The following is a 19,203-nucleotide window of genomic DNA, read 5'->3' as shown; positions in this document are numbered from 1 at the left end:
GCGTTCGCTCAGACGCTGAAGTTGAACGCGACCGAGATGCGCGGCCGCGACCCCGTAAACACGCTGACCGAGTGCAGCAGCCAGGAAGGGAACATGACCAGCGTGCCGCTCTCGGGCGCGATGGAGGTCGTCAACCCGGCACTCAGGCAGCCCGCGATCCGGATCTTGAGTTCCGGGTTGTAGAGCGAGGGCATGACCCCTCTGGGGTCGAGAAACTGGAGTTCTCCGCCAGCCTCCTGGCCATCGTCGCAACCGTCATCCACCCAGTAGACACCCGACCAGAATGCGCCGGGATGCGCGTGTTGCGCGTTCGAATCCCCGGCATTGTTGACATTCGCCCATGCGTTTATCTTCCACTCGAACTCGGGCACGACCAAGCCGTGCTCCGGATGGTAGACGGCGGTCAACGCGTAGGCCAACTCCGTGGCGTACGCGGTCAGCGCCATGGAGCCTTCGCCGCCCCACGCGTTGAAGTCCGCACTGGACTGCCATCCCCCTGAATTGCTGTGGCGCACGCCCGCCGGATTGTCGGCCCTGTTCCGTTCGATCTCCTCTTTCAGCGCTTGATTGAGGCGTTCGGCCGCTGGATGCGCGATTTGAGCCAGGGGTGTGGCAAACAGCCGGTGGATCTTGATCTGCTCAGGGACAACGCGTTTCGGATGCAGTGACATGATCGAAGTTTCTGATATTTACTGACGTTTTTTCGATGCGTTAGCCTTGCGGCTTTGCCGGCGCTTCTTCGCATGGCATGGGAAATGCCGTTTTCCCATCGCGCCTGCGCAGGCCGCTTTGCTCCTTCGTCCATGAGCGTTGATCTGCTGCGCATTGATCCACGCGAAGCCGCAACGGTCGTCGCGATCGAAACCGCTACGCAGCAAGACGCCGGACCTCAGTCTAGCGGCATCATTCCGGTGGCGTGTGTCACCGGGCCTCGTGCAGGTCGCGCCACGCTTTTCAGCGGATGCGGCAAAAGGAAGGAGGCGAACGGCGTGCCCATGCATGGGCCGTGCTGCGGGGCGCGCCTGCGCCGGCGCGCCGCTGCCGTGCTTGCCCGCCGTTGGCCATCTGGCGGCCATCTGGCGGCCATCCGGCGGCGCGCGACCTGGCCGCGGGTCTCAGGCGACAAGCAGCGCCGCACCGGCTGGCGACCCGACAAACCCGGCGCGACCTATACGGGCATCGGCGGCGCGGCCTAGCGCCGCCCGCGCTCTTCGCGGGCGTGCGCGCGCCGGTCGAACAGCACCGCGCTGGCGACGATGCCCAGGCCCAGCGCCACGCCGAGCAGGAACAGCACCATCGCGATGGCCGGATAGCCGAACAGCTTGGCGCCGGTGTCGATGCGCATCATCTGCGTGGAGGCCAGGATCAGCGCGGCGGTGACGATGCCGGCGGCGACGCGGTTGGCGATCTTCTGCAGGCTTTCCATCAGCCGCGATTCTTCCAGCCCGGCCACGCGCACCTGCAGGCGGTTGTCGGCGGCCAGCGACAGGATGTCCGACAGCTTGCGCGGGCCCTCGCGCAGCAGCGCCTGCATCTCCATCGCCTCGCTGGCCAGGTTCGCCGCCGACAGCGATTTCTTCAGCCGCGCGCGCATCACGTGCTGCAGCTGGTCCTCGACCACGCTGCGCGTGTCCAGGTGCGGCGACAGCGCGCGGCACACCGCTTCCAGGTTCAGCAGGGTCTTGCCGAGCAGGCTCAGTTCCGGCGGCGTGCGCAGTCCGTAGGCGGTGGCGATGCGCACCAGGTCCAGCACCACGCGGCCTTCGGAGGTGGCGTCGTGCGCGGCGTAGCGCGCGATCATCTGCCCGGTCTCGCGCTGGTAGCGGTCTTCGTCGAAGTCCTCCAGGCGCGTGCTCAGCGCGATGGTTTCCTCGGCCACTTCCTCGCCGCGGCCATCGACCGCGGCGAACAGCAGCTTGAGCAGGCGCTCGCGCAGCTTCGGCGGCACGTGCGCGACCATGCCCAGGTCGAAGATCGCCAGGCGCCCGTCGCTCAGCACGCGCAGGTTGCCCGGATGCGGATCGGCATGGATCTCGCCGTGCACGAACATCTGGTCCAGGTAGCCGCGCACCAGCGCCGCGGCCAGATCGTCCATCGGCTGCTCGGTGCGGCGCAGCCCGGAGATCTTGTCCACGCGCACGCCTTCGGCCAGCTGCATGGTCAGCACCTTGCGGCTGCTCAGGTCCCAGATCGGCTGCGGCACCCACAGCTGCGGGAACGGCTTGAGGTGTTCGCCGAAGCGCGCCAGGTTCTCCGCTTCGGCTTCGTAGTTCAGCTCGGCCAGCAGCGCCTTGCCGAACTCGGCCAGCCAGTCGGCGAAGCGGATGCGCCGGCCCAGCCCGGTCAGCTTGTCGGCGGCGCTGGCGAAGCTCTTCAGCACTTCCAGGTCCGAACGCACCTGCGCGGCCACCTCCGGCTTCTGCACCTTGATCGCCACCGGCGTGCCGTCGCGCAACGCGGCGCGGTGCACCTGCGCCAGCGAGGCGGTGCCCAGCGGCGTGTCGTCGAACGCGGAGAAGGCCTTGTTGACCGCCACGCCGAGTTCGGCCTCGACGATCTCGCGGATGCGTTCCACCGGGATCGGCGCGGTGTTTTCCTGCATCCGCTCCAGCGCGGTGGCGAATTCCGGCGGCACCACGTCCGGACGCGTGGACAGCATCTGCCCGAGCTTGACGAAGGTCGGGCCCAGCGCTTCCAGGTCGGTGACGAACTGCTCGGGCGTGCCTTCCGGCGGCAGTTCGTGCACGCCGTCGGCGGCGTCCATGTCCATGCCGGAGAACACCCCGGAACTGCGGTAGCGCAGCAGCAGGCGCAGGATCTGGGTACGGCGGCTGAGGCCGCCGACTACCTGCGTGGTCTCCGCAGCGTCGGGCGTCGCGCTCAAGGTCAGGCTCCAGGTAGGCAGGGAATGCGGTGGCCAGTGTGGCCGGGGCGGGGTCGTCGCCCGGTGAATCCGCCGGCGGTGCGGCGGCATTGGCGACCGGCGCGGAGCGTGCCGGCGCAAGTGCGGCGGCTGCTCTAGACTTCCGCGTTCAGGCACAGGCTGCCGCTACCCAGGATTCGTCATGCTGTTTCGCTCCGCGCGCGCCGTTCCCGTTCCCATGCGTGCCGTGTGGCGCTGCGGCCTGGTCTTGCTGGGGGCGCTGGTGTCGGCGACGGCGGCAGCGGAGACGGATCGCCATGCCGACGAGGGTTTCGACGCGCAGGCGTTCGCCGGCAGCGAACACGTCACCTACAAGGTCCAGGATTTTTCCGACCGCTACCGGGCGACGCTGGAGGTGGAGGCGAGCGAGGAGGTGTTCCGCCCCGGCATCATTCGTGTGTTCGCGCGCGGCGGCACCACGCCGTTGATCGAGGTGGCCTCGCCCGAGCTGGTGCTGGACACCGACGCCAAAGGCGGCAAGGTCAAGGCCAACGTGCACCAACTGCCGTACGGCGAGCAGAGCGTGCTGATCTACGACGATTTCAATTTCGACGGGATCAAGGACCTGGCGCTGATGGACGGGCAGAACAGCTGCTACCACGGCCCGTCGTACCAGGTGTACCTGGGTACCGCCGATGGCTTCGCGCCGAGCCCGGAGTTCACCGAACTGGCGCAGAGCAATTGCGGCCTGTTCCAGGTGGATGCGAAGGCGCGCGAGATCCACACCATGACCAAGGATGGCTGCTGCTGGCACCAATTCGCGGTGTACACGGTGCGCGACGGCAAGCCGTTGCTGCAGCGCGAGCTGGTCGACGACGCCAGGGCCGAGGGGCCGGGATTGACCCAGGAAACGCGCTATCGCGACCAGGGCGGCAAGCGCGTGGCGCAGGAGCACTACCTGTGGGACGAGGAGGGCGGCACGGCGCTGGGCACCCGCAAGATCCTGCTCGAATTCCGCCTGGCGCCGTCCGGCAAGCGCATCGTGGTGTTCGCCAACGATGGCGACGGCGCGTCCGGCACGCCGTACTACGCGGCGATCGGCGCGCAGCAGCAGGTGGAACTGCTGTATCCGGATGGCGAGGAGGAAACCTTCGCCTACGATGCCGCGCGGCACACGCTGAGCTTCGCCCGCGCCGCCACCACCTATCGCATCGTCGGCGACGCCAAGGGCGTGCCGCAGCGGATGGAGGTGGTCGTGCACGGCAAGACTCAGCCGTTGGCGCTGCAGCCCGGTTCGGCGCATGGATCGCTGCAGGCGGTGGCGCAAGCGCTGCGGGCTGCCGCGGCGGCCGCGGCGCAGTAGCATCGGCGCCCGCGGCACCCACGCACCGCAGTTCCTTGTAGGAGCGGCTTCAGCCGCGACAGGCGGTCTCGGCAGAGCCTGTCGCGGCTGAAGCCGCTCCTACAAAAAGCGGCAGCGTTGGCCTCAGGTCGCGAAGCCGTCGGGGCCAGGCAACGGGCCAGCTCCGTTTACAGGTTCGCCGCCCGTCTGGCAGAGGGTGCTCCCGGCGGTCACCGGCCCCACGCCGCGAAGGCGCGCGCCACCGCAGCATCGACGCCCGCGGCACCCACGCACCGCAGTTCCTTGCCCGCGGCACCCACGCACCGCAGTTCCTTGTAGGAGCGGCTTCAGCCGCGACAGGCAGTCTCGGTAGAGCCTGTCGCGGCTGAAGCCGCTCCTACAAAAAAACGGCAGCGTTGGCCTCAGGTCGCGAAGCCGTCGCGTTTCCCGGCTCCGTTCGTCGCGACTGAAGTCGCTCCCACAGGGATCTGCCGCGCGCCGGGTGGGTGCACTGTGGGAGGGACTTCAGTCCCGACTGCGTCCGAGGCCAGGCAACGGGCCAGCTCCGTTCGTCGCGGTTGAAACCGCTCCTACAGGTTCGCGCCCGTCTGGCAGAGGGCGCTCCCGGCGGTCACCGGCCCCACGCCGCGAAGGCGCGCGCCACCGCCTCGGCGCCTGGATCGACCACGCCGCGCAGCGCGTCCGCCGGCACCGCGGCCGAGCGGCCGGCGCGGGCCTGGCTCAGCTGCGCGGTGGCATCGGCGCCGGCACGTGCCGCGCGCGCCGCGTCGTCGGTGCCGCCGCCGCGCGCCAGGGCCTCCAGCGCCGGCAGCAGCGCGTCGAGCATGGTCCGGTCGCCGCGCTGCGCGCCGCCGTAGTGCTGCATCCGCGCCACGCCGGCCTGCAGCGCCGGCACCCAGCCGTGCCCGGCCTCCAGTTCGGTCGCGGCGGTGGTGAACAGGATCGACAGCAGCACGCCGCTGGAACCGCCCATGCTGCGCTCGATCGCCGCCGCCAGGCCGTGCGCCAACGGTGCGGCCGCGCCGGTCGCCAACGCATCCTCGTCCAGCGCCTGCTGCAGGGCGCGGGCGCCGGCGGCGAAGGTGCTGCCGGCATCGCCATCGCCGGTCTGCGCGTCGAGCGCGTCCAGCTCCGCCTGCGCGCCGATCAGCGCCTGCGCGACCCGCGCCAGGGCCGCGCCGCGTTGCGGGTCGCGGGCGCCGTGCCGGTGCGCGTCGCTGCGCAATAGCGCCGGCGCGAAGTGGGTGGGTGCGTGCGGCACGCGCACGCCGGGCCAGCCCAGGGTCTGCACCGGCGCGCGCAGTGCGGCGAGCACGTCGGTGTCGGCCGGCGCCAGGGTGATCGAGAAGCCGTGCATGTCCATCGAGGTCATCAGCGCCGCCGGCAGCGTCATCAAGGCGATCCGCTCGGTGCCGATGCGCTGCAATGCCAGCCGGGTCAGTACGCCCAGTTCCTGGGTGGAGCAGCCGCCCAGGTCGTTGAGCATCAGCAGCAGCGGCGCATCGGCGCCATAGCGCGCATCGGCTTGTTCGAGCAGCGGGTCCAGCACCAGCGCCAGCGCCTCTTCGACCGAGGCCGGCTGCACCTTGCGCGTGCCCGGTTCGTTGTGGATGCCCAGGCCCAGCTCCGGCGCGCGGCGGCCGGCGTGCTGGCCGGGCACGGTGCAGCTGGACAGGGCCATGCCCAGCGACAGCAGGCGGTCGGCGAAGGCCTGGCCGCGCTGCGCCAGCTCGGCCAGCGCCACGCCCTCGCGGGCCAGGTGGCCGACGTACTTGTGCACCAGCACCGTGCCGGCGAGGCCGCGCGGCTGTGCGGCATCGGGCAGGGCGATGTCGTCGGCCACCAGCACGCTGGCCACGTCGATGCCTTCGGCGCGGGCGCGCTCGGCGGCCAGGCCGAAGTTGAGCCGGTCGCCGGTGTAGTTCTTGATCACCAGCAGCACCCCGGGCGCGTCGGCGCAGGCGCGGATCGCGGCCAGCACCGCCTCCACCCCCGGCGAGGCGAACAGGTCGCCGGCGATGGCGCCGCTGAGCATGCCCGGGCCGACGAAGCCGGCATGCGCCGGCTCGTGACCGGCGCCGCCGCCGGACAGCACCGCGACCTGGGCGGGATCGCGCTCGGCCTGCAGCACGATGCGGGTGCCGCTGGCGGGGTCCGAGCGCAGCAGCGGTTGCAGCGCGGCGACGGCGTCGAGCACGTCGTCGACGATCGCGCGCGGGGCGGTGAGGAACTGGTCCATGGGGGTCCTTCGCGGTGGCAGGTGTCTGCCGCGTACGCTAGCCGAGCCGGCGTTATGCGCGGCTGAGGCCCGGCGGCGGCGATCACGCACCGGGCCCGCGGAATCGACGAGAATTCCCGCTGGCACCGACCTTTCCGGCAGGAGCACACGTGGCCCGCAGCAGCCTGTTCACCCTGTTCGACGCGATGGCGTCCCTGTTGGACGACGCGGCACGCCAGGCGCCGGTGGGCACGCGCCTGGCGGCCGAGGCGGAGATCGCACGCGCCTGGTCGTTGCTCGGCACGGTGTTCCAGCGCGGGCTGCGCGGCAAGCTGCTGCTGGTGCTGGCGCTGCTGGCGCTGCTGGCGCTCTGCGCGCTGCTGCCGTGGCCGCCGTTGCTCACAGACAACTACGACAACGTGCTCGAGTGGACGCTCATGGCACTGATACAGCTGTGTGGCGCTTACCAATGCTACGAAGGCCTGGAGCGGGTGGCGTCGTCATGGCGGCGTCCGGCTGCCGAACGCGGCCAGGACGGCGCTGCGCGGATCGCGGCCGCGCTCAAGGGCGCGGTGCGCACCGACCTGGTCGTATCGACCCAGTGCATCGCCCTGGCGTGTCTGGCCGCGTTCCTTTTTCCCCCGGTCGAGCGCGTGCTCTTCATCGTGCTGGCGGCGTTCCTGCTCGCCGTGGTCATGTACGCGCCGATCGCGGGGGTCGTCCTGCTCGCCGGCCTGGGCCTGGACCTGGCCGGGCGCGAGGAACACGGTCGCGTCGCGTTGCCCGGCCGGGTCCTGCTGTCGTTGGCGCCGTGGCTGTTGCGCGGGCTGTCGTGGTTCGGCCTGGTGGCGACGCTCGCGCTCGGCGTGGCGCTCGTGACCAGCGCGGTGAACGGGTTTCGCTCATCCGCCTCCACCAACCACAGCCTGATCTAGTAGCGCAATGCGGGCCGCGCGGCGCTTGCCGGCACCGACCGGGGCACACCGCGCCGGCCGATCCGCCGCCGCCGGCCCATCGCGCGGCGGAATCGGCGAGAATCCCCGCTCACCCCCGAATGGAATCCCCACATGGCCGGCGCCAGCCTGTTCACCCTGCTCGACGATATCGCCTCGCTGCTCGACGACGTGTCGATCCTGACCAAGGTGGCGGCGAAGAAGACCGCCGGCGTGCTCGGCGACGACCTGGCGCTGAACGCGCAGCAGGTCACCGGGGTCAACGCCGACCGCGAGTTGCCGGTGGTGTGGGCGGTGGCCAAGGGTTCGCTGCTCAACAAGGCGATCCTGGTGCCGGCGGCGCTGGCGATCAGCGCCTGGCTGCCGTGGGCGATCACCCCGCTGATGATGATCGGCGGGGCGTTTCTGTGCTTCGAGGGCGTGGAGAAGCTGGCGCACCGCTTCCTGCATTCCAAGGACGAGGACGCGCAGCGCCATGCGCAGCAGCTGCAGGCGCTGGCCGACGCGAAGGTGGACGTGGTCGCGCTGGAAAAGGACAAGATCAAGGGCGCGATCCGCACCGATTTCATCCTCTCCGCGGAGATCATCGTGCTGTCGCTGGGCGTGGTCGCGGGAGTGCCGTTCTCCCAGCAGATCATGGTGCTGGTGGCGATCGCGCTGGCGATGACGGTCGGCGTGTACGGCCTGGTCGCCGGCATCGTCAAGCTCGACGACCTCGGCCTGTACCTGACCCGCAAGGGCGCCGCCGCCGCGGCGATCGGCCGCGGCATCCTGTGGTTGGCGCCGTGGCTGATGCGGGTGCTGTCGATCGCCGGCACCGCGGCGATGTTCCTGGTCGGCGGCGGCATCCTGGTGCACAGCATCGGCCCGCTGCACCACGCCCTCGAAGGCATCGCGCCGCAGGGCGCCTGGGGCAGCGTGGTGCTCAACCTGGGCAACGCGCTGGTCGGCATCGTCGCCGGCGCGCTGGTGCTGGGGGCTGTGGTGCTGTTTCAGAAGCTGCGTGGAAGCCGGGAATCGGGAAAGGGGAATAGGGAATCGTAAGAGCGGTTCGGCGGATCGCGCTGTTGCGATTCCCCATTCCCGATTCTCCATTCCCGCGCCGGCGGCACCGGCGCGCTAATCCGCTGAAACCACCCGGTTCTTGCCCGCCTTCTTGGCCTCGTACAGGGCGCGGTCGGCGCGCTTGACCAGCACGTCCTGGGTTTCGCCGGCGCGGCGCATCGCCACCCCCGCGCTGAAGCTGACGAACACGCGCTGGTCCTCGTGCACCACCGCGCGCTGGGCCAGCGCGCGCTGCACCCGGGTCACCGCCGCGGACGCTTCGAAGATGGTGCAGTCGGGCATCAGCAGCAGGAATTCCTCGCCGCCGTAGCGGGCGATCGCGTCGCTGCCGCGCAGCGTGGTGCGCGCCACCTCGACCACGTGGCGCAGCGCGGCGTCGCCGCCGGGATGGCCGTAGGTCTCGTTGAGCTTGCGGAAATCGTCCAGGTCCAGCATCGCCACGCACAGCGGCTGCGCGCTGCGCTCGGTGCGCGCCAGTTCGCGCACGAACAGTTCGTCCAGCCCGCGCCGGTTGAGGGCGCCGGTGAGCTGGTCGACCCGCACCAGCCCGCTGACGTCCTGCAGTTCCTGTTCCAGGCGCAGGATGCGCTGCTCGGCCGCGTCCACTTCCTGGCGCGCGGCGATCAGGTGGTCGCGCGCGCGCAGCGCCTGCTGCTGCACGTGGCCGGTGTCCTGCAGCACTTCCTGCAGCAGGCGGTTGAGGTCGGCGATGCTGCGCGCGTCGCGGATGGTCTGCGAGTAGTCGGCGATGCGGTCGTGGAACTCGCTGGTGCTGATCGCCATGCCGTCCAGGTTCTCGACGAAGGACACCATCATGTCCTTCATCGCCTCCTTGGATTCGGCGATGCCCTGCTTCAGCAGGCCCTGCTTGTAGATCACCTCGCGCAGGCTGCCGCGCGCTTCCTCGATCGAATAGCGGTCCAGCGGGCCGCTGATCATGTCGCGTACCACCGCGATCTGGCCCTGCAGCCAGCTGGTGTCGTCGAGCAGTTCGCCGACGTTTTCCAGCAGCAGGTCGAACAGGCCCAGCAACAGCGTCTGCTGCTCCTGGCTGTCGCTGGCGCGCAGCGCGATCTGGTGGCACAGCTCGCGCACGCGCTGCGCCACCGGCTCCAGCGGCAGGCCCGGGCGCCATTGGCGCAGCGCCTCGCCGGTGGCCTCCGATTCGTTGGCCAGTTCCGGCAGGTTGTGCAGCAGCGAGGCCAGCGCGCCGGCGATCGCCTGGCGCAGCAGGTCGCGCAGGCGTTCGGGGTCGCTGGGCCCGGCCAGCGGATCGCCGACGTCGATGGTGCGGATGTATTTGTCGATCAGCTGGCGCAGCGCGCGGCCGTAGCTGGGCCAGTCGCCGCTGGCGGCGGCCGATTGCAGGCGCCGGCCCATGTCGCCGAGTTCGCCGTGCAGGCCGGCCATGCCGTCGGCGAAGGCGACCAGCAGTTCCAGCGGCTGGTGGGCGTGGTTGAACAGGCGGATCAGCGCCGCGGTGGCCGCGGCCGGATCGGCGTGCTCGCCCGGCGCCGCAGGCGCGGCACCATGGCCATGCGCACGGGCATGGCCATGTCCGCGTGGCGCCACCGCAGAGGTGGCCGGCGCCGCCGGTTCACGGCGACGCGGCGACAACAGCTTGCGCAGTCCGCCGACGGGTGGCTCGTCGCGTTGATCCGGCATGCGGATGCTTCCTCCCAATAGAACGCACCGCCCCGCCGCAACCGCGGCGCCCATGACGACACTCAGGAACAGGATATCGGCGCTGGCGGCGTGCGCTTGAGCCGGCGGCGGACGCCCTACCATCGCCCCGGCGTGGGCGGATGTCCACTTGCCCGCGTTCTTGCCGCGCATGCGGCCAAGTGCCGCCGGCCGATCCCACATCGCGCCGCTCTTGCGCGCGCACGAGGCAGGGGCGGCGGGAACGCGTGGAAATGCCAACGCCCGGGCGGCGACGTAGCGCCGCGGGCGCGCAGCCGGCGCGGCCTGGCGGGGTGCGGCGGTCGGGTGCCGGCCGGTGCCTGGCCGCCCGTCGGGCGCTGCGCCGTGCAGCACGGGCTGGCGCCCCGAACAGACCCCACGCGACCTGCGCGGGGTTCGATGACGCGCCCTAGAGTGCGGCGCGGACCTCGTCCAGGCTGGGCGGGTTGGCGCCGGCGCGGGTGCAGTTGATCGCCGCCGCGGCCACGCAGAAGTCCAGCAGGCGCTGCAGCGCCGGTGCCGACGGGTCCAGCGCGGCGAGCGCGGCCAGGTCGGGCAGCTGGTGCAGCAGCGCGGCCTGGAAGCTGTCGCCGGCGCCGACGGTATCGGCGACCTGCACCGCGCGGCCGGCGACGCGCGCCTCGGCGTCGCCGCGCCAGGCCACCGCGCCGTCGCCGCCCAGGGTCATCACCACCAGCGACGGACCCTGTTGCAGCCAGCTGCGCGCGACCGTGAACGGGTCCTGCTGCGGATACAGCAGCTCGATGTCTTCCTGGCTCACCTTGACCACGTGCGCCAGCGCGATCCAGCGCGCCAGCCGTGCGCGCCACACCGCCATGTCCGGTTCCACCGTCGGCCGCACGTTCGGATCCAGCGAGATCAGCCGTTGCGCGCGTTCGCGCTCGGCCAGGGCCTGGAAGGTGCTGGCGGTGGTCTCGGCGACCAGGGTGTAGGAGCCGAAATGCAGGCCGCCGACCGTGGCGTCGAGCGCCGGCAGGTCGGCCGCGGTCAGCGCGCGGTCGGCGCAGCCGGTGCCGTAGAACGAATAGTTGGGCACGCCCTGCGCGTCCAGCGCGACCATCACCAGGGTGGTCGCCTCGCGCTTGTCGATGCAGTGCTGCAGCGCCACGCCTTCGCGTTCCAGGGTGCTGCGCAGCTGGCGGCCGAGCGGATCGGTGGACAGGCCGGTGAACAGCGCCGACGGCGTGCCGAGCCGGGCCAGGCCGATCGCCACGTTGAACGGCGAGCCGCCCTGGCGCGCGGTCATGCCGACCGAGGTGCCGGCATAGCCGTCGATGAAGATGTCGTACAGGGCCTCTCCACACACCACGAACATCGAACGGCTCCTCGGTTGGCTGCAGCGGCGCCGGCGCGGCGCGATGGGCGGCTATTGTGGCGTACAAGCCGCAGCGCGGCGACCATGTGCGGCGCCGCGGGATCCGGGCGCTTGTGCACGCGCGCTGCCTTTGTGTCGGAGGGTGCGAGGTCGCGCCCGTACCCTGATCCGCCCCTGCAGGGCACCTTCCCCCGCAAAGGGGGTATGGTCCCGACGGGAGAAGGAACAGCCGTTAGCCCCTCTCCCACCGGGAGCGGGGTTGGGGCGAGGGGACGGCCGCGAAGCGCCTCATGGATCTGTAAGCCGGCCGCAGGCGCCGTGCCGACAGCGCCTTGCCGCCGCGCCTGCGATAGTCGCCGCTTCCCTCGCCAGCCTCCAAGGACGCTCCGATGAAGATCCTGCTCGCCGGTGCCACCGGCCTGGTCGGCTCGCATGTGCTGGCGCAGCTGCTTGCCGCGCCGGAGTGCAGCGCGGTGGTCGCGCCGACCCGGCGCGCGCTGGATGTCGTGCATGCCAAGCTGGACAACCCGTTGGTCGACTTCGCGCAATTGCCGGCGCAGGCGCCGTGGTGGCAGGCCGACGCGGCGATCTGCGCGCTCGGCACCACGATGAAGCAGGCCGGCTCGCGCGAGGCGTTCCGCCGCGTCGATCACGCCTATCCGCTGGCGATCGCGCGGCTGGCGCGGCAGCACGGCGCCACCGCGTTCGCGCTGAATTCGGCATTCGGCGCCGATCCGCGCTCGCGCCTGTTCTACAACCGGGTCAAGGGCGAACTGGAGCGCGACCTGCAGGCGCTGGGCTATCCGTCGCTCGCGTTGGTGCGCCCGGGCCTGATCGGCGGCGAGCGCGCGCAACCGCGCGCGGCCGAGCGCGCCGCTGCCATGGTGCTCGGGATGCTTGGGCCGCTGCTGCCGCGGCGCTACCGGATCAACCCCGCCGAACGCATCGCCGCCGCGCTGGTCGAACACGCCCTGCATCCGCGCGCCGGGGTGCAGGTGGTGGACGCGGCGCAGCTGGCGGAATGATCGTGGCTGCGGAACCGGTCGGAACTGACGGCCCACGGTCACCCGGAGTTCCTTCCGCAATGCACTCGGCAAACCGTGGCACGCCCCTGCGGTAGCGACTCCGTGTGGCCTATCCCGATCGCGTGAATAGGCCCTGGTGGTGTCATCGCTTCACGAACAGGTTGCGTCGCGCTTGCGCGCCCCCCGGCGCTACGTCATCGCCCAGGCTGGAGCATGTTCCGCGCTGTCTCGCTCTTCCTTGACTCGTGCATGCGCAAGCGCGGCGCGATCTGCTTGGGGGTGGATGACATGCCCCCGGGCCATCAGTGGCGGCGAACGAAGCGGTGGACCTGCCGATTCCAGGCAGCGCCGGGGCCGATCCCGAAAGGGGGGCAAGCGCCTCCTCCCGTGGTTCAGCCAACTCCGAAGCGCGGTTGGATCGCAACGCTCAGCGCGATCGCGCGCCCGCTCCACGATTCTCCATTCCCCATTCCCGGCTTTTACCCCTCAGGCGCCCAGCGACTGCCCGCCGTCCACCGCCAGCACCTGTCCGGTGATCCAGCGCGCCTGCGGCGAGGCCAGGAACAGAGCGGCGTTGCTGACGTCCTCGAGCGCGCCGAAGTCGCCGAACGGAATGGCGGCACGGATGCGCCGGTACAGCTCCGGCTGCTGCGCGCGGCGCTGGTCCCACAGCCCGCCGGGGAATTCGATCGAGCCGGGCGCGATCGCGTTGACCCGGATCCGTTCGCGCGCCAGTTCCGCGGCCAGGGTGGTCGTGTAGTAGTTCAGCGCGGCCTTGGCGGCCGAGTACGCCGGCACCCGCGGCGTCGGCCGCAGCGCGTTGATCGAGCTGATGTTGAGGATGCAGGCGCGGTGGCTGGCGCGCAGCAGCGGCAGCGCGGCGCGGTTGCAGCGCACCGCGGCCATCAGGTCGATGTCGTACCCGGCCTGCCAGCTGGCGTCGTCGTCGCCATGGCCGTAGCCGGAGGCGTTGTTGACCATCACGTCGATGCCGCCCAGGGTGTCGGCCGCGTGCGCCACCCAGCGCTGGATCTGCGCCGGATCGGCCAGGTCGCAGGTCAGCCGCGACACCGGATGGCCGTGGCGCAGCAACTGCTCGGCCGCCTCGGCCAGGCCGGCGGGATTGCGCGCGCAGATCGCCAGCGCGGCGCCCCGGCGGGCGAAGGCGTCGGCGATCGCCAGGCCGATGCCGCGGCTGGCGCCGGCGACGAGGATGCGGTAGCCCGCGAAGGCGGAAGGGTCGGTCATCGGCAACTCCTGCGGCGGCGCCGGCATGCGCCGGGCACCGATTATCGGCCAATCCGCAGCGCGGGGCCGGGTTCTGGCACCATGGCGGCCCGCCGCGCATGCAGGCCGCCGGCCGCAGGCCTGCCCGCGCGCCGCGGCCCGCGGCCAGCGCCGCGCATGCCGGCCGCCGCGTTCCCTCTTTTCAGGATCCTCCCCGCAGTGAAGAAGACCTACCAGCTCCGCATCGAAGGCAAGCACCCCGACCGCCTGCTCGACGCCAGCAAGCACGACATCCGCAAGTACATCCGCCGCGAACGCCGCAAGACCTTGCCGGCCGGCGCCGACTACTGGGACTTCGACACGCTGTTCGGCGCCGAGGAAGCCAGTGCCGCGGTGGTGCCGCCGGCCGAGCTGCTGCGTTCGATCGACGCGTTGGTCGCGACGGGCGGCACCCAGTTCTACGTGGAAATCCGCAGCAAGCCGGGCAAGCGCACGCCGCGACCGCAGGGCGATGCCGCGGTGGCCGATCCGTTCGACGATTGAGCGTGGGCGGCGCCGCTCCCTGCCGGAGCGGAGGCAGGTGGCCTTCGGGCCATCGGCCGCGCTGATCGATGCGGGGGCGTTCGGCTGGTGTCGCGGCTGAAGCCGCTCCTACAGTGACGCCGGCCAGCTCCTGTAGGAGCGGCTTCAGCCGCGACCGACAGGATCGGCGCGCGCAATGCATCGGATCGCTCGCAACCGCCATTGCGCGCAATAGCGCGCGCATCTCGCGCTACCGGCCGCGACCAGCGCCGCGAACGCGGTCACTCCTTCGCAGGCAGCGCGCCGCCCTGCGCAGTCGCCGCGCGCAGCTTGTCCTTCTTGCTCGGGCGCTTGCCCTTGATGCCGCCGGTCTGCGGCGCTGTCGCGGCGGCGGGCGCGGCCGTCTGCGTCGGTTCGAAACCGGCGACGCGCTCGCGCGGCACGCGCAGCTGCTGGCGCTTTTCGATCAGGCGCAGGTGCGCCTCGCTGGCCGCGTCGACGAAGCTCACCGCCAGGCCGTCGGCGCCGGCGCGCCCGGTGCGGCCGATGCGGTGGGTGTAGTCGGCGGTGGCGCGCGGCAGGTCGTAGTTGACCACCACCGGCAGCTGCGCGATATCCAAACCGCGCGCGGCCACGTCGGTGGCGACCAGGACCTGCACCTGGCCGCTCCTGAAGCCGGCCAGCGCCTGGTTGCGGCGGCCCTGGCTCAGCTCGCCATGGAACGGCTGCGCCAGCACGCCGGCCTTGCCGAGCTTCTCGGCCAGGTTGTCGGCACCGCGCTGGCTGGCCACGAACACCAGCGCCTGCGGCCAGGCCTCGCTGTGCAGCAGGTGCCGCAGCAGCGCGGTGCGCTGCGCGCTGTCGACCTCGATCGCGCGCTGGCGGATCGTCGCCGGGGCCGCGGCGGCCGCGTCCTCGCCGATGCGCCGCGGTCCGCGCAGCAGGCGCCGCGCCAGCACCTCCACTTCGGCCGGAAAGGTGGCCGAGAACAGCAGGGTCTGCCGGCGCCGCGGCAGCAACGCCAGGATCCGGCCCAGTTCGGCTTCGAAGCCCAGCGCCAGCAGGCGGTCGGCTTCGTCCAGCACCAAGATGCCCACCGCGCCCAGATCCACGGCGTTGTGCGCGACCAGGTCGAGCAGCCGGCCCGGGGTGGCCACGACGATGTCGGCGCCGCCGCGCAGCTTCAGCATCTGCGGATTGATCGAGGCGCCGCCGGCGACGGTGACCACCTTGACGCGCCGCGGCAGGTAGCGGCCCAGCGCCTGCAGGGTGTCGCCGACCTGCGCGGCCAGCTCGCGGGTCGGCACCAGCACCAGGCCGCGCACGCGGCGGCTGGCCGGCGCCAGCGCCGCGCGCTGCAGCAGCGGCAGTGCGAACGCGGCGGTCTTGCCCGAGCCGGTCGCGGCGCAGGCCAGCAGGTCGTCGCCGCGCAGGATCGGCGCGATCGCCTGTGCCTGGATCGCGGTGGGCGCGGTATAGCCGGCGGCGTCGAGCGCGCGGGAGAACGCGGGCAGCAGCTCGGGGGCGAGGCCCAGCGTGGCGAATGGCATGCAGCGAGGTCCAGAAGGAGGGCGGCGGAACCGATGCCGTCGCGGTGCTCCGCGGCGGACGTAGCCGCGCAGCCTACCCGCAGCCGCACGCCTATGCGAGGCGTACGCGCCTGCGGATGTCCGATTGCCGCCATTGGAGAGACGTTCGGTCAGGGCAGCGGACAGCTGCGGCATGCCCTGGCGTCATGCGCGAAGCGGTCGCGATCGCCGCCGCTGCAGGCAAGGCGACGCATGGAAAGCCTTGCGGCGTGCTTGATCGCCGCCGAACCGGTCGTGCGCGGCAACTCCATGCACAGGCGATTCGCCATGGACACGCGCGATGGCGCGGTGCGCGGACGTGCCTGCAATGCCGCGTTGCCACGCCGCCGCACGGCCATCCTGTCCGGGATGGCCGTGCGGCGGGTAGTGCCGGTCGCCGCGCTTACTGGCAGGTCACGCCGACCGCACTGAACGCGGCGGTCACCGCCGCCACCGAGCGGCCCAGGTCGCTGGCCGCGGTGCGCACGCCGCAGGCGCCGCTGTTGAAGCTGGTGCTCGGGGTCCAGTACAGGCGGTTGGCGCGGGCGAACACCTCGAAGGCGGTGCGCGTGTTCCAGCCGGAGGTGGTGGCCAGCTTGTAGAACGCCTTGTTGTAGACGCCGGAGGAGTAGTGCACGTCCAGCCCGCTGCGGTAGTTGGCGGCGTTGTCGATCGAGGAGCCGTCCTGCGGCGGATTGGCCATGTAGCGCAGCGCGCCGTTGGACTTGAAGATTTCCGGGCCGACCAGGAAATCGTTGCTGCCCTTGAGGTAGTACTCGGTCGCCTCGCCGGCGATGTCCGAATACGCCTCGTTGATGCCGCCGGACTGGCCGGAATAGGTGAGGCCGGAATTCTGTTCGGTGAAGCCGTGCGAGACCTCGTGGCCGGCGACGTCGATGCTGACCAGCGGATAGAAGCGGGTGTTGCCGTCGCCGAAGGTCATCGTCGAACCGTTCCAGAACGCGTTCTCGTAGCGCGTGCTGTAGTGCACCCGCATCACCAGCTGGAAGCTCAGCGGCGCCACGCCGGCATAGGCGCGGTACATCTTCTCGATGATGCCGCCGAAGTAGTGCGCGTCGTTGATCGGCGAATAGGCGCCGTTGATGGCCTTGTAGGTGTTGCGCGGGCAGGCGAACTGGTAGGCGGTGCTGCCGGAGGTGCCGCCGTTGAGGTTCACCGACTTGACCGTGCTGTTCTGCATGCGGCAGCTGTCGTCCACCTCGAGGAAGCCGTGGATGCTGCCGCTGGTGCCGTATTCGTACTGCCCGGTCTTGGCGTTGCCGCCGGGGCCGGTGGCGTCGCGGGTGGTCAGGCCGTCCCACTGCCGCAGGATCGCGCCGCTGCGCGCATCGACGATCACGAACGGCCGGGTCGGCGCGCCGCCCTGCGGCGCATCGGCGAAGAACGACACCACGTAGGCCATGTGCGCGCGGTCGTCGTCGTCCAGGTAGATCATCTGCGGCGCCTGCGCGCGCTCGATGCGGCGCGCGGCCAGCGCCTCGCCGAGCGCGGCGCGCTTGGCCACGTCCAGTGCGCGGTTGGCCGGCAGCAACGCGCTGGCCGCCGCGGTGGTCGTGGCCGGCAGCTCGCTGGCCAGGCCCGCCACCGAGCGTCCGAACAGGCTGCGCACGCTGCCGTCGCTGCGCTCGCTGACCACGACATGTTCGCCCCAGATCGGCACGCCGCGGAAGGTCTGCTGGTAGCGGCTGTGCACGGTGCCGTCGTCGTCGGTGCTGCTGCTCAGCAGGCTCAGCGCGGACTCGGCATCCAGGCCGATCAGTTCGGCATGGCGCACCGCGGCCGCGGCAGGCACGCCGCCCAGGCTGGTGGTGGCGGCCTTGTACTGCACGTTGAGCGTGCCGAGATCCTTGCCGTGCAGGTCCACGCGCTCGGCGGCCGTGGCGGAGGCGGCGGCGAGGGCGAGCAGCAACGGCGACAGCAGCGCGAGCGGGCGGTGGCGGCGGATGGACTGGGGCATCTTCGAGTTCCTCGCAAGTGATAGGGAATGTCGTGCCGGCGCGGCTGCGCATGGCGGCCACGGGTGGTTGCGGTTGTGTGCGGAAGTGCGTCGGCGTTGCGGCCAATGGCGCGGTGCCGTCCCCCTGGCAACGACCATAACGACGCGGTTACGGGCCGTGGTAGACAGCGTTTGTTCAGGCGTTCGATTTGGGATGGGAAGCTGGATGTGCGACTCGCACGCGCGCCAGGGCGCTACGACGCATGGCGCTGCGTGCGGAGCGGGTGGCGTCGACGGTGTGGGCTGCGACTGCGCCAAACGCACATAAAGGTTAGTGCGTACAAGCACTGAAAAAGATAATCGGGCTGCGTTTCGTCCGTATGGGAGGTGCTGCCGGCAGGAGTGCAAGCAGCGCTGCGGCGAGAGCGGGGCGAGTCCTGGGGAGGTCAAGAAAACGTGCGAAAAATCAGCCGTTTTCCGGCGAATCGCGCACAGTGCGGAAGCTTGATTTACGTACTTTCGCGTACTGTAAAACGCTGGCGTACGGCCTTCGCGGTGGGAGTGCAGTTAATCGGTAGACATGGGCGATCCAAAATGCGTGGCAAGTCACTGTTGGGACCATTGGCGATTGCCGCCGCGAACGCCGGATTGCTATATATCGGCCGCGTTTCGTCGGTGCGTTGCTGGTGCCGACGCGTGTCTTTCCTTCCCCCGGGGATCGCAACGCCATGACCTCTTCGCTCCTGCGGCCGATCTCGGCTGCATTCGCCGCGGCGGTACGCGCGTCCCGGCCGCGGCGTTCGTCCGTCGCCGCGGCGCGCCATCGCCTGCGTGGCTGCCTCGCGCGCCGCGTGCTGGGGATGGCGTTTGCCGCGGTCGTGCTGGCCGCGCCGCCGCTGTCGGCGCAGGCGCCGGATATCCGGGCGCTGCGGCAGGCAGCCACCGGCGCGCGTTTCAGCTTCGGTCATTCCACCTATCGGCTGATCCCTGGCGCGGTGGTGCGACTGCGTGCCGACGCTGGCCTGCGCGATCGGCGCACGCTGCCTGCCGCCGACGGGGTGGTGGCGCAGATCGGTCCGTACGCGATCCTGCTCGGGCGCGATGCGCGCAACGCGGCGCCGGCACCACGCGATCCGTCCAGGCAGGACGAACGGCTGGCCGCGGCGATCAACGAGCTGACCGAGCAGACCGTGCTGGTCGCGCCCAAGCTCAAGCTGTTCGGGACCACGCCGGCCGTGGTCGAAGCGCTGGCGCACAGGACCGGCGGCACCCTGGTCTACGCCTCGGCGATCGACGGCAGCGCGGTGATCGGCTACGGCTCGGTCGAGGCCGCGCATGCGGCGCTGGTGCAGTTGCAGCAGGCCCGCGGCGTGGCCGAGGTGGCGCTGCAGGTGATCCAGGCCTTCGACGAGCGCAACTGATG

The 19,203-nt window shown here is 71.1% G+C and carries 15 protein-coding genes; 7 read left to right on the top strand and 8 right to left on the bottom strand.

The window, feature by feature from the left end; translation table 11 throughout:
* Positions 1-8 precede the first annotated feature (8 nt).
* Positions 9-671 carry a TIGR02466 family protein gene (locus HDC36_RS16230; RefSeq protein WP_179569275.1) on the bottom strand — a complete coding sequence of 221 codons (663 nt, stop codon included), beginning with the start codon at positions 669-671 and terminating at the stop codon, positions 9-11.
* A 132-nt stretch (positions 672-803) separates the two neighbouring features.
* Here HDC36_RS16230 and HDC36_RS16225 point away from each other — a divergent pair, with 132 nt between their 5' ends.
* Positions 804-1,196, top strand: a complete 393-nt coding sequence (locus tag HDC36_RS16225; protein WP_179569273.1) for a hypothetical protein — start codon at positions 804-806, stop codon at positions 1,194-1,196.
* Here the strand turns inward: HDC36_RS16225 and HDC36_RS16220 are convergent.
* On the bottom strand, positions 1,193-2,884 hold the full coding sequence (locus tag HDC36_RS16220) for an AarF/UbiB family protein (protein ID WP_179569271.1): 1,692 nt from the start codon (positions 2,882-2,884) through the stop codon (positions 1,193-1,195). The two genes, HDC36_RS16225 and HDC36_RS16220, sit on opposite strands and share 4 nt — an antisense overlap.
* Before the next feature lie 181 nt (positions 2,885-3,065).
* On the opposite strand from HDC36_RS16220, the gene HDC36_RS16215 reads away from it, so the two are divergent.
* Positions 3,066-4,226 (top strand): hypothetical protein, encoded by a 1,161-nt coding sequence (locus HDC36_RS16215; RefSeq protein WP_255432765.1) that lies wholly within the window; start codon positions 3,066-3,068, stop codon positions 4,224-4,226.
* A 610-nt stretch (positions 4,227-4,836) separates the two neighbouring features.
* On the opposite strand, the gene HDC36_RS16210 is transcribed toward HDC36_RS16215, so the two are convergent.
* The gene (locus HDC36_RS16210) at positions 4,837-6,465 is read right to left on the bottom strand and encodes a dihydroxyacetone kinase subunit DhaK (RefSeq protein WP_179569269.1); all 1,629 of its coding nucleotides are present in this window, start codon (positions 6,463-6,465) and stop codon (positions 4,837-4,839) included.
* 149 nt (positions 6,466-6,614) lie between these two features.
* On the opposite strand from HDC36_RS16210, the gene HDC36_RS16205 reads away from it, so the two are divergent.
* Complete coding sequence (locus HDC36_RS16205; protein ID WP_179569267.1) at positions 6,615-7,379, top strand: DUF808 family protein; 765 nt, start codon at positions 6,615-6,617, stop codon at positions 7,377-7,379.
* Positions 7,380-7,511: 132 nt separating this feature from the next.
* Entirely contained in the window at positions 7,512-8,441 is a 930-nt protein-coding gene (locus tag HDC36_RS16200; protein WP_179569265.1) for a DUF808 domain-containing protein, read from the top strand.
* Positions 8,442-8,516: 75 nt separating this feature from the next.
* On the opposite strand, the gene HDC36_RS16195 is transcribed toward HDC36_RS16200, so the two are convergent.
* Both HDC36_RS16195 and HDC36_RS16190 read right to left on the bottom strand, forming a co-directional pair.
* Entirely contained in the window at positions 8,517-10,127 is a 1,611-nt protein-coding gene (locus HDC36_RS16195) for a GGDEF domain-containing protein (protein ID WP_179569263.1), read from the bottom strand.
* Between the two features lie 427 nt (positions 10,128-10,554).
* Entirely contained in the window at positions 10,555-11,481 is a 927-nt protein-coding gene (locus HDC36_RS16190; protein WP_179569255.1) for a carbohydrate kinase, read from the bottom strand.
* Positions 11,482-11,870: 389 nt separating this feature from the next.
* Here HDC36_RS16190 and HDC36_RS16185 point away from each other — a divergent pair, with 389 nt between their 5' ends.
* The gene (locus HDC36_RS16185; protein WP_179569253.1) at positions 11,871-12,506 is read left to right on the top strand and encodes an NAD-dependent dehydratase; all 636 of its coding nucleotides are present in this window, start codon (positions 11,871-11,873) and stop codon (positions 12,504-12,506) included.
* 486 nt (positions 12,507-12,992) lie between these two features.
* On the opposite strand, the gene HDC36_RS16180 is transcribed toward HDC36_RS16185, so the two are convergent.
* Positions 12,993-13,754 (bottom strand): SDR family NAD(P)-dependent oxidoreductase, encoded by a 762-nt coding sequence (locus HDC36_RS16180; protein ID WP_179569251.1) that lies wholly within the window; start codon positions 13,752-13,754, stop codon positions 12,993-12,995.
* A gap of 198 nt (positions 13,755-13,952) precedes the next feature.
* Between HDC36_RS16180 and HDC36_RS16175 the strand changes: the two genes are divergently transcribed.
* The gene (locus tag HDC36_RS16175) at positions 13,953-14,276 is read left to right on the top strand and encodes a DUF6172 family protein (protein ID WP_009584587.1); all 324 of its coding nucleotides are present in this window, start codon (positions 13,953-13,955) and stop codon (positions 14,274-14,276) included.
* 260 nt (positions 14,277-14,536) lie between these two features.
* Here HDC36_RS16175 and HDC36_RS16170 read toward each other — a convergent pair whose 3' ends face one another.
* Both HDC36_RS16170 and HDC36_RS16160 read right to left on the bottom strand, forming a co-directional pair.
* Complete coding sequence (locus HDC36_RS16170; protein WP_179569249.1) at positions 14,537-15,805, bottom strand: DEAD/DEAH box helicase; 1,269 nt, start codon at positions 15,803-15,805, stop codon at positions 14,537-14,539.
* A gap of 421 nt (positions 15,806-16,226) precedes the next feature.
* Entirely contained in the window at positions 16,227-17,801 is a 1,575-nt protein-coding gene (locus tag HDC36_RS16160) for a M4 family metallopeptidase (RefSeq protein WP_179569245.1), read from the bottom strand.
* A gap of 707 nt (positions 17,802-18,508) precedes the next feature.
* On the opposite strand from HDC36_RS16160, the gene HDC36_RS16155 reads away from it, so the two are divergent.
* Positions 18,509-19,201, top strand: coding sequence for a hypothetical protein (locus tag HDC36_RS16155; protein ID WP_179569243.1), 693 nt, complete (start codon positions 18,509-18,511; stop codon positions 19,199-19,201).
* Positions 19,202-19,203 lie beyond the last annotated feature (2 nt).

Origin of the sequence: Xanthomonas sp. JAI131, assembly GCF_013410075.1 — a bacterium.
Lineage (GTDB): Bacteria > Pseudomonadota > Gammaproteobacteria > Xanthomonadales > Xanthomonadaceae > Xanthomonas_A > Xanthomonas_A bonasiae.
Note: the sequence above shows the minus strand (reverse complement) of the source record. Positions and strands in the feature narration are given on the sequence as shown.

Excerpts from the sequence above, each read along its gene's own strand:
- HDC36_RS16200 (WP_179569265.1), top strand. The coding sequence starts at position 7,512 with ATGGCCGGCGCCAGCCTGTTCACCCTGCTCGACGATATCGCCTCGCTG.
- HDC36_RS16180 (WP_179569251.1), bottom strand. The coding sequence starts at position 13,754 with ATGACCGACCCTTCCGCCTTCGCGGGCTACCGCATCCTCGTCGCCGGC.
- HDC36_RS16190 (WP_179569255.1), bottom strand. The coding sequence starts at position 11,481 with ATGTTCGTGGTGTGTGGAGAGGCCCTGTACGACATCTTCATCGACGGC.
- HDC36_RS16185 (WP_179569253.1), top strand. The coding sequence starts at position 11,871 with ATGAAGATCCTGCTCGCCGGTGCCACCGGCCTGGTCGGCTCGCATGTG.
- HDC36_RS16215 (WP_255432765.1), top strand. The coding sequence starts at position 3,066 with ATGCTGTTTCGCTCCGCGCGCGCCGTTCCCGTTCCCATGCGTGCCGTG.
- HDC36_RS16155 (WP_179569243.1), top strand. The coding sequence starts at position 18,509 with ATGACCTCTTCGCTCCTGCGGCCGATCTCGGCTGCATTCGCCGCGGCG.
- HDC36_RS16170 (WP_179569249.1), bottom strand. The coding sequence starts at position 15,805 with ATGCCATTCGCCACGCTGGGCCTCGCCCCCGAGCTGCTGCCCGCGTTC.
- HDC36_RS16210 (WP_179569269.1), bottom strand. The coding sequence starts at position 6,465 with ATGGACCAGTTCCTCACCGCCCCGCGCGCGATCGTCGACGACGTGCTC.
- HDC36_RS16195 (WP_179569263.1), bottom strand. The coding sequence starts at position 10,127 with ATGCCGGATCAACGCGACGAGCCACCCGTCGGCGGACTGCGCAAGCTG.
- HDC36_RS16225 (WP_179569273.1), top strand. The coding sequence starts at position 804 with ATGAGCGTTGATCTGCTGCGCATTGATCCACGCGAAGCCGCAACGGTC.
- HDC36_RS16160 (WP_179569245.1), bottom strand. The coding sequence starts at position 17,801 with ATGCCCCAGTCCATCCGCCGCCACCGCCCGCTCGCGCTGCTGTCGCCG.
- HDC36_RS16230 (WP_179569275.1), bottom strand. The coding sequence starts at position 671 with ATGTCACTGCATCCGAAACGCGTTGTCCCTGAGCAGATCAAGATCCAC.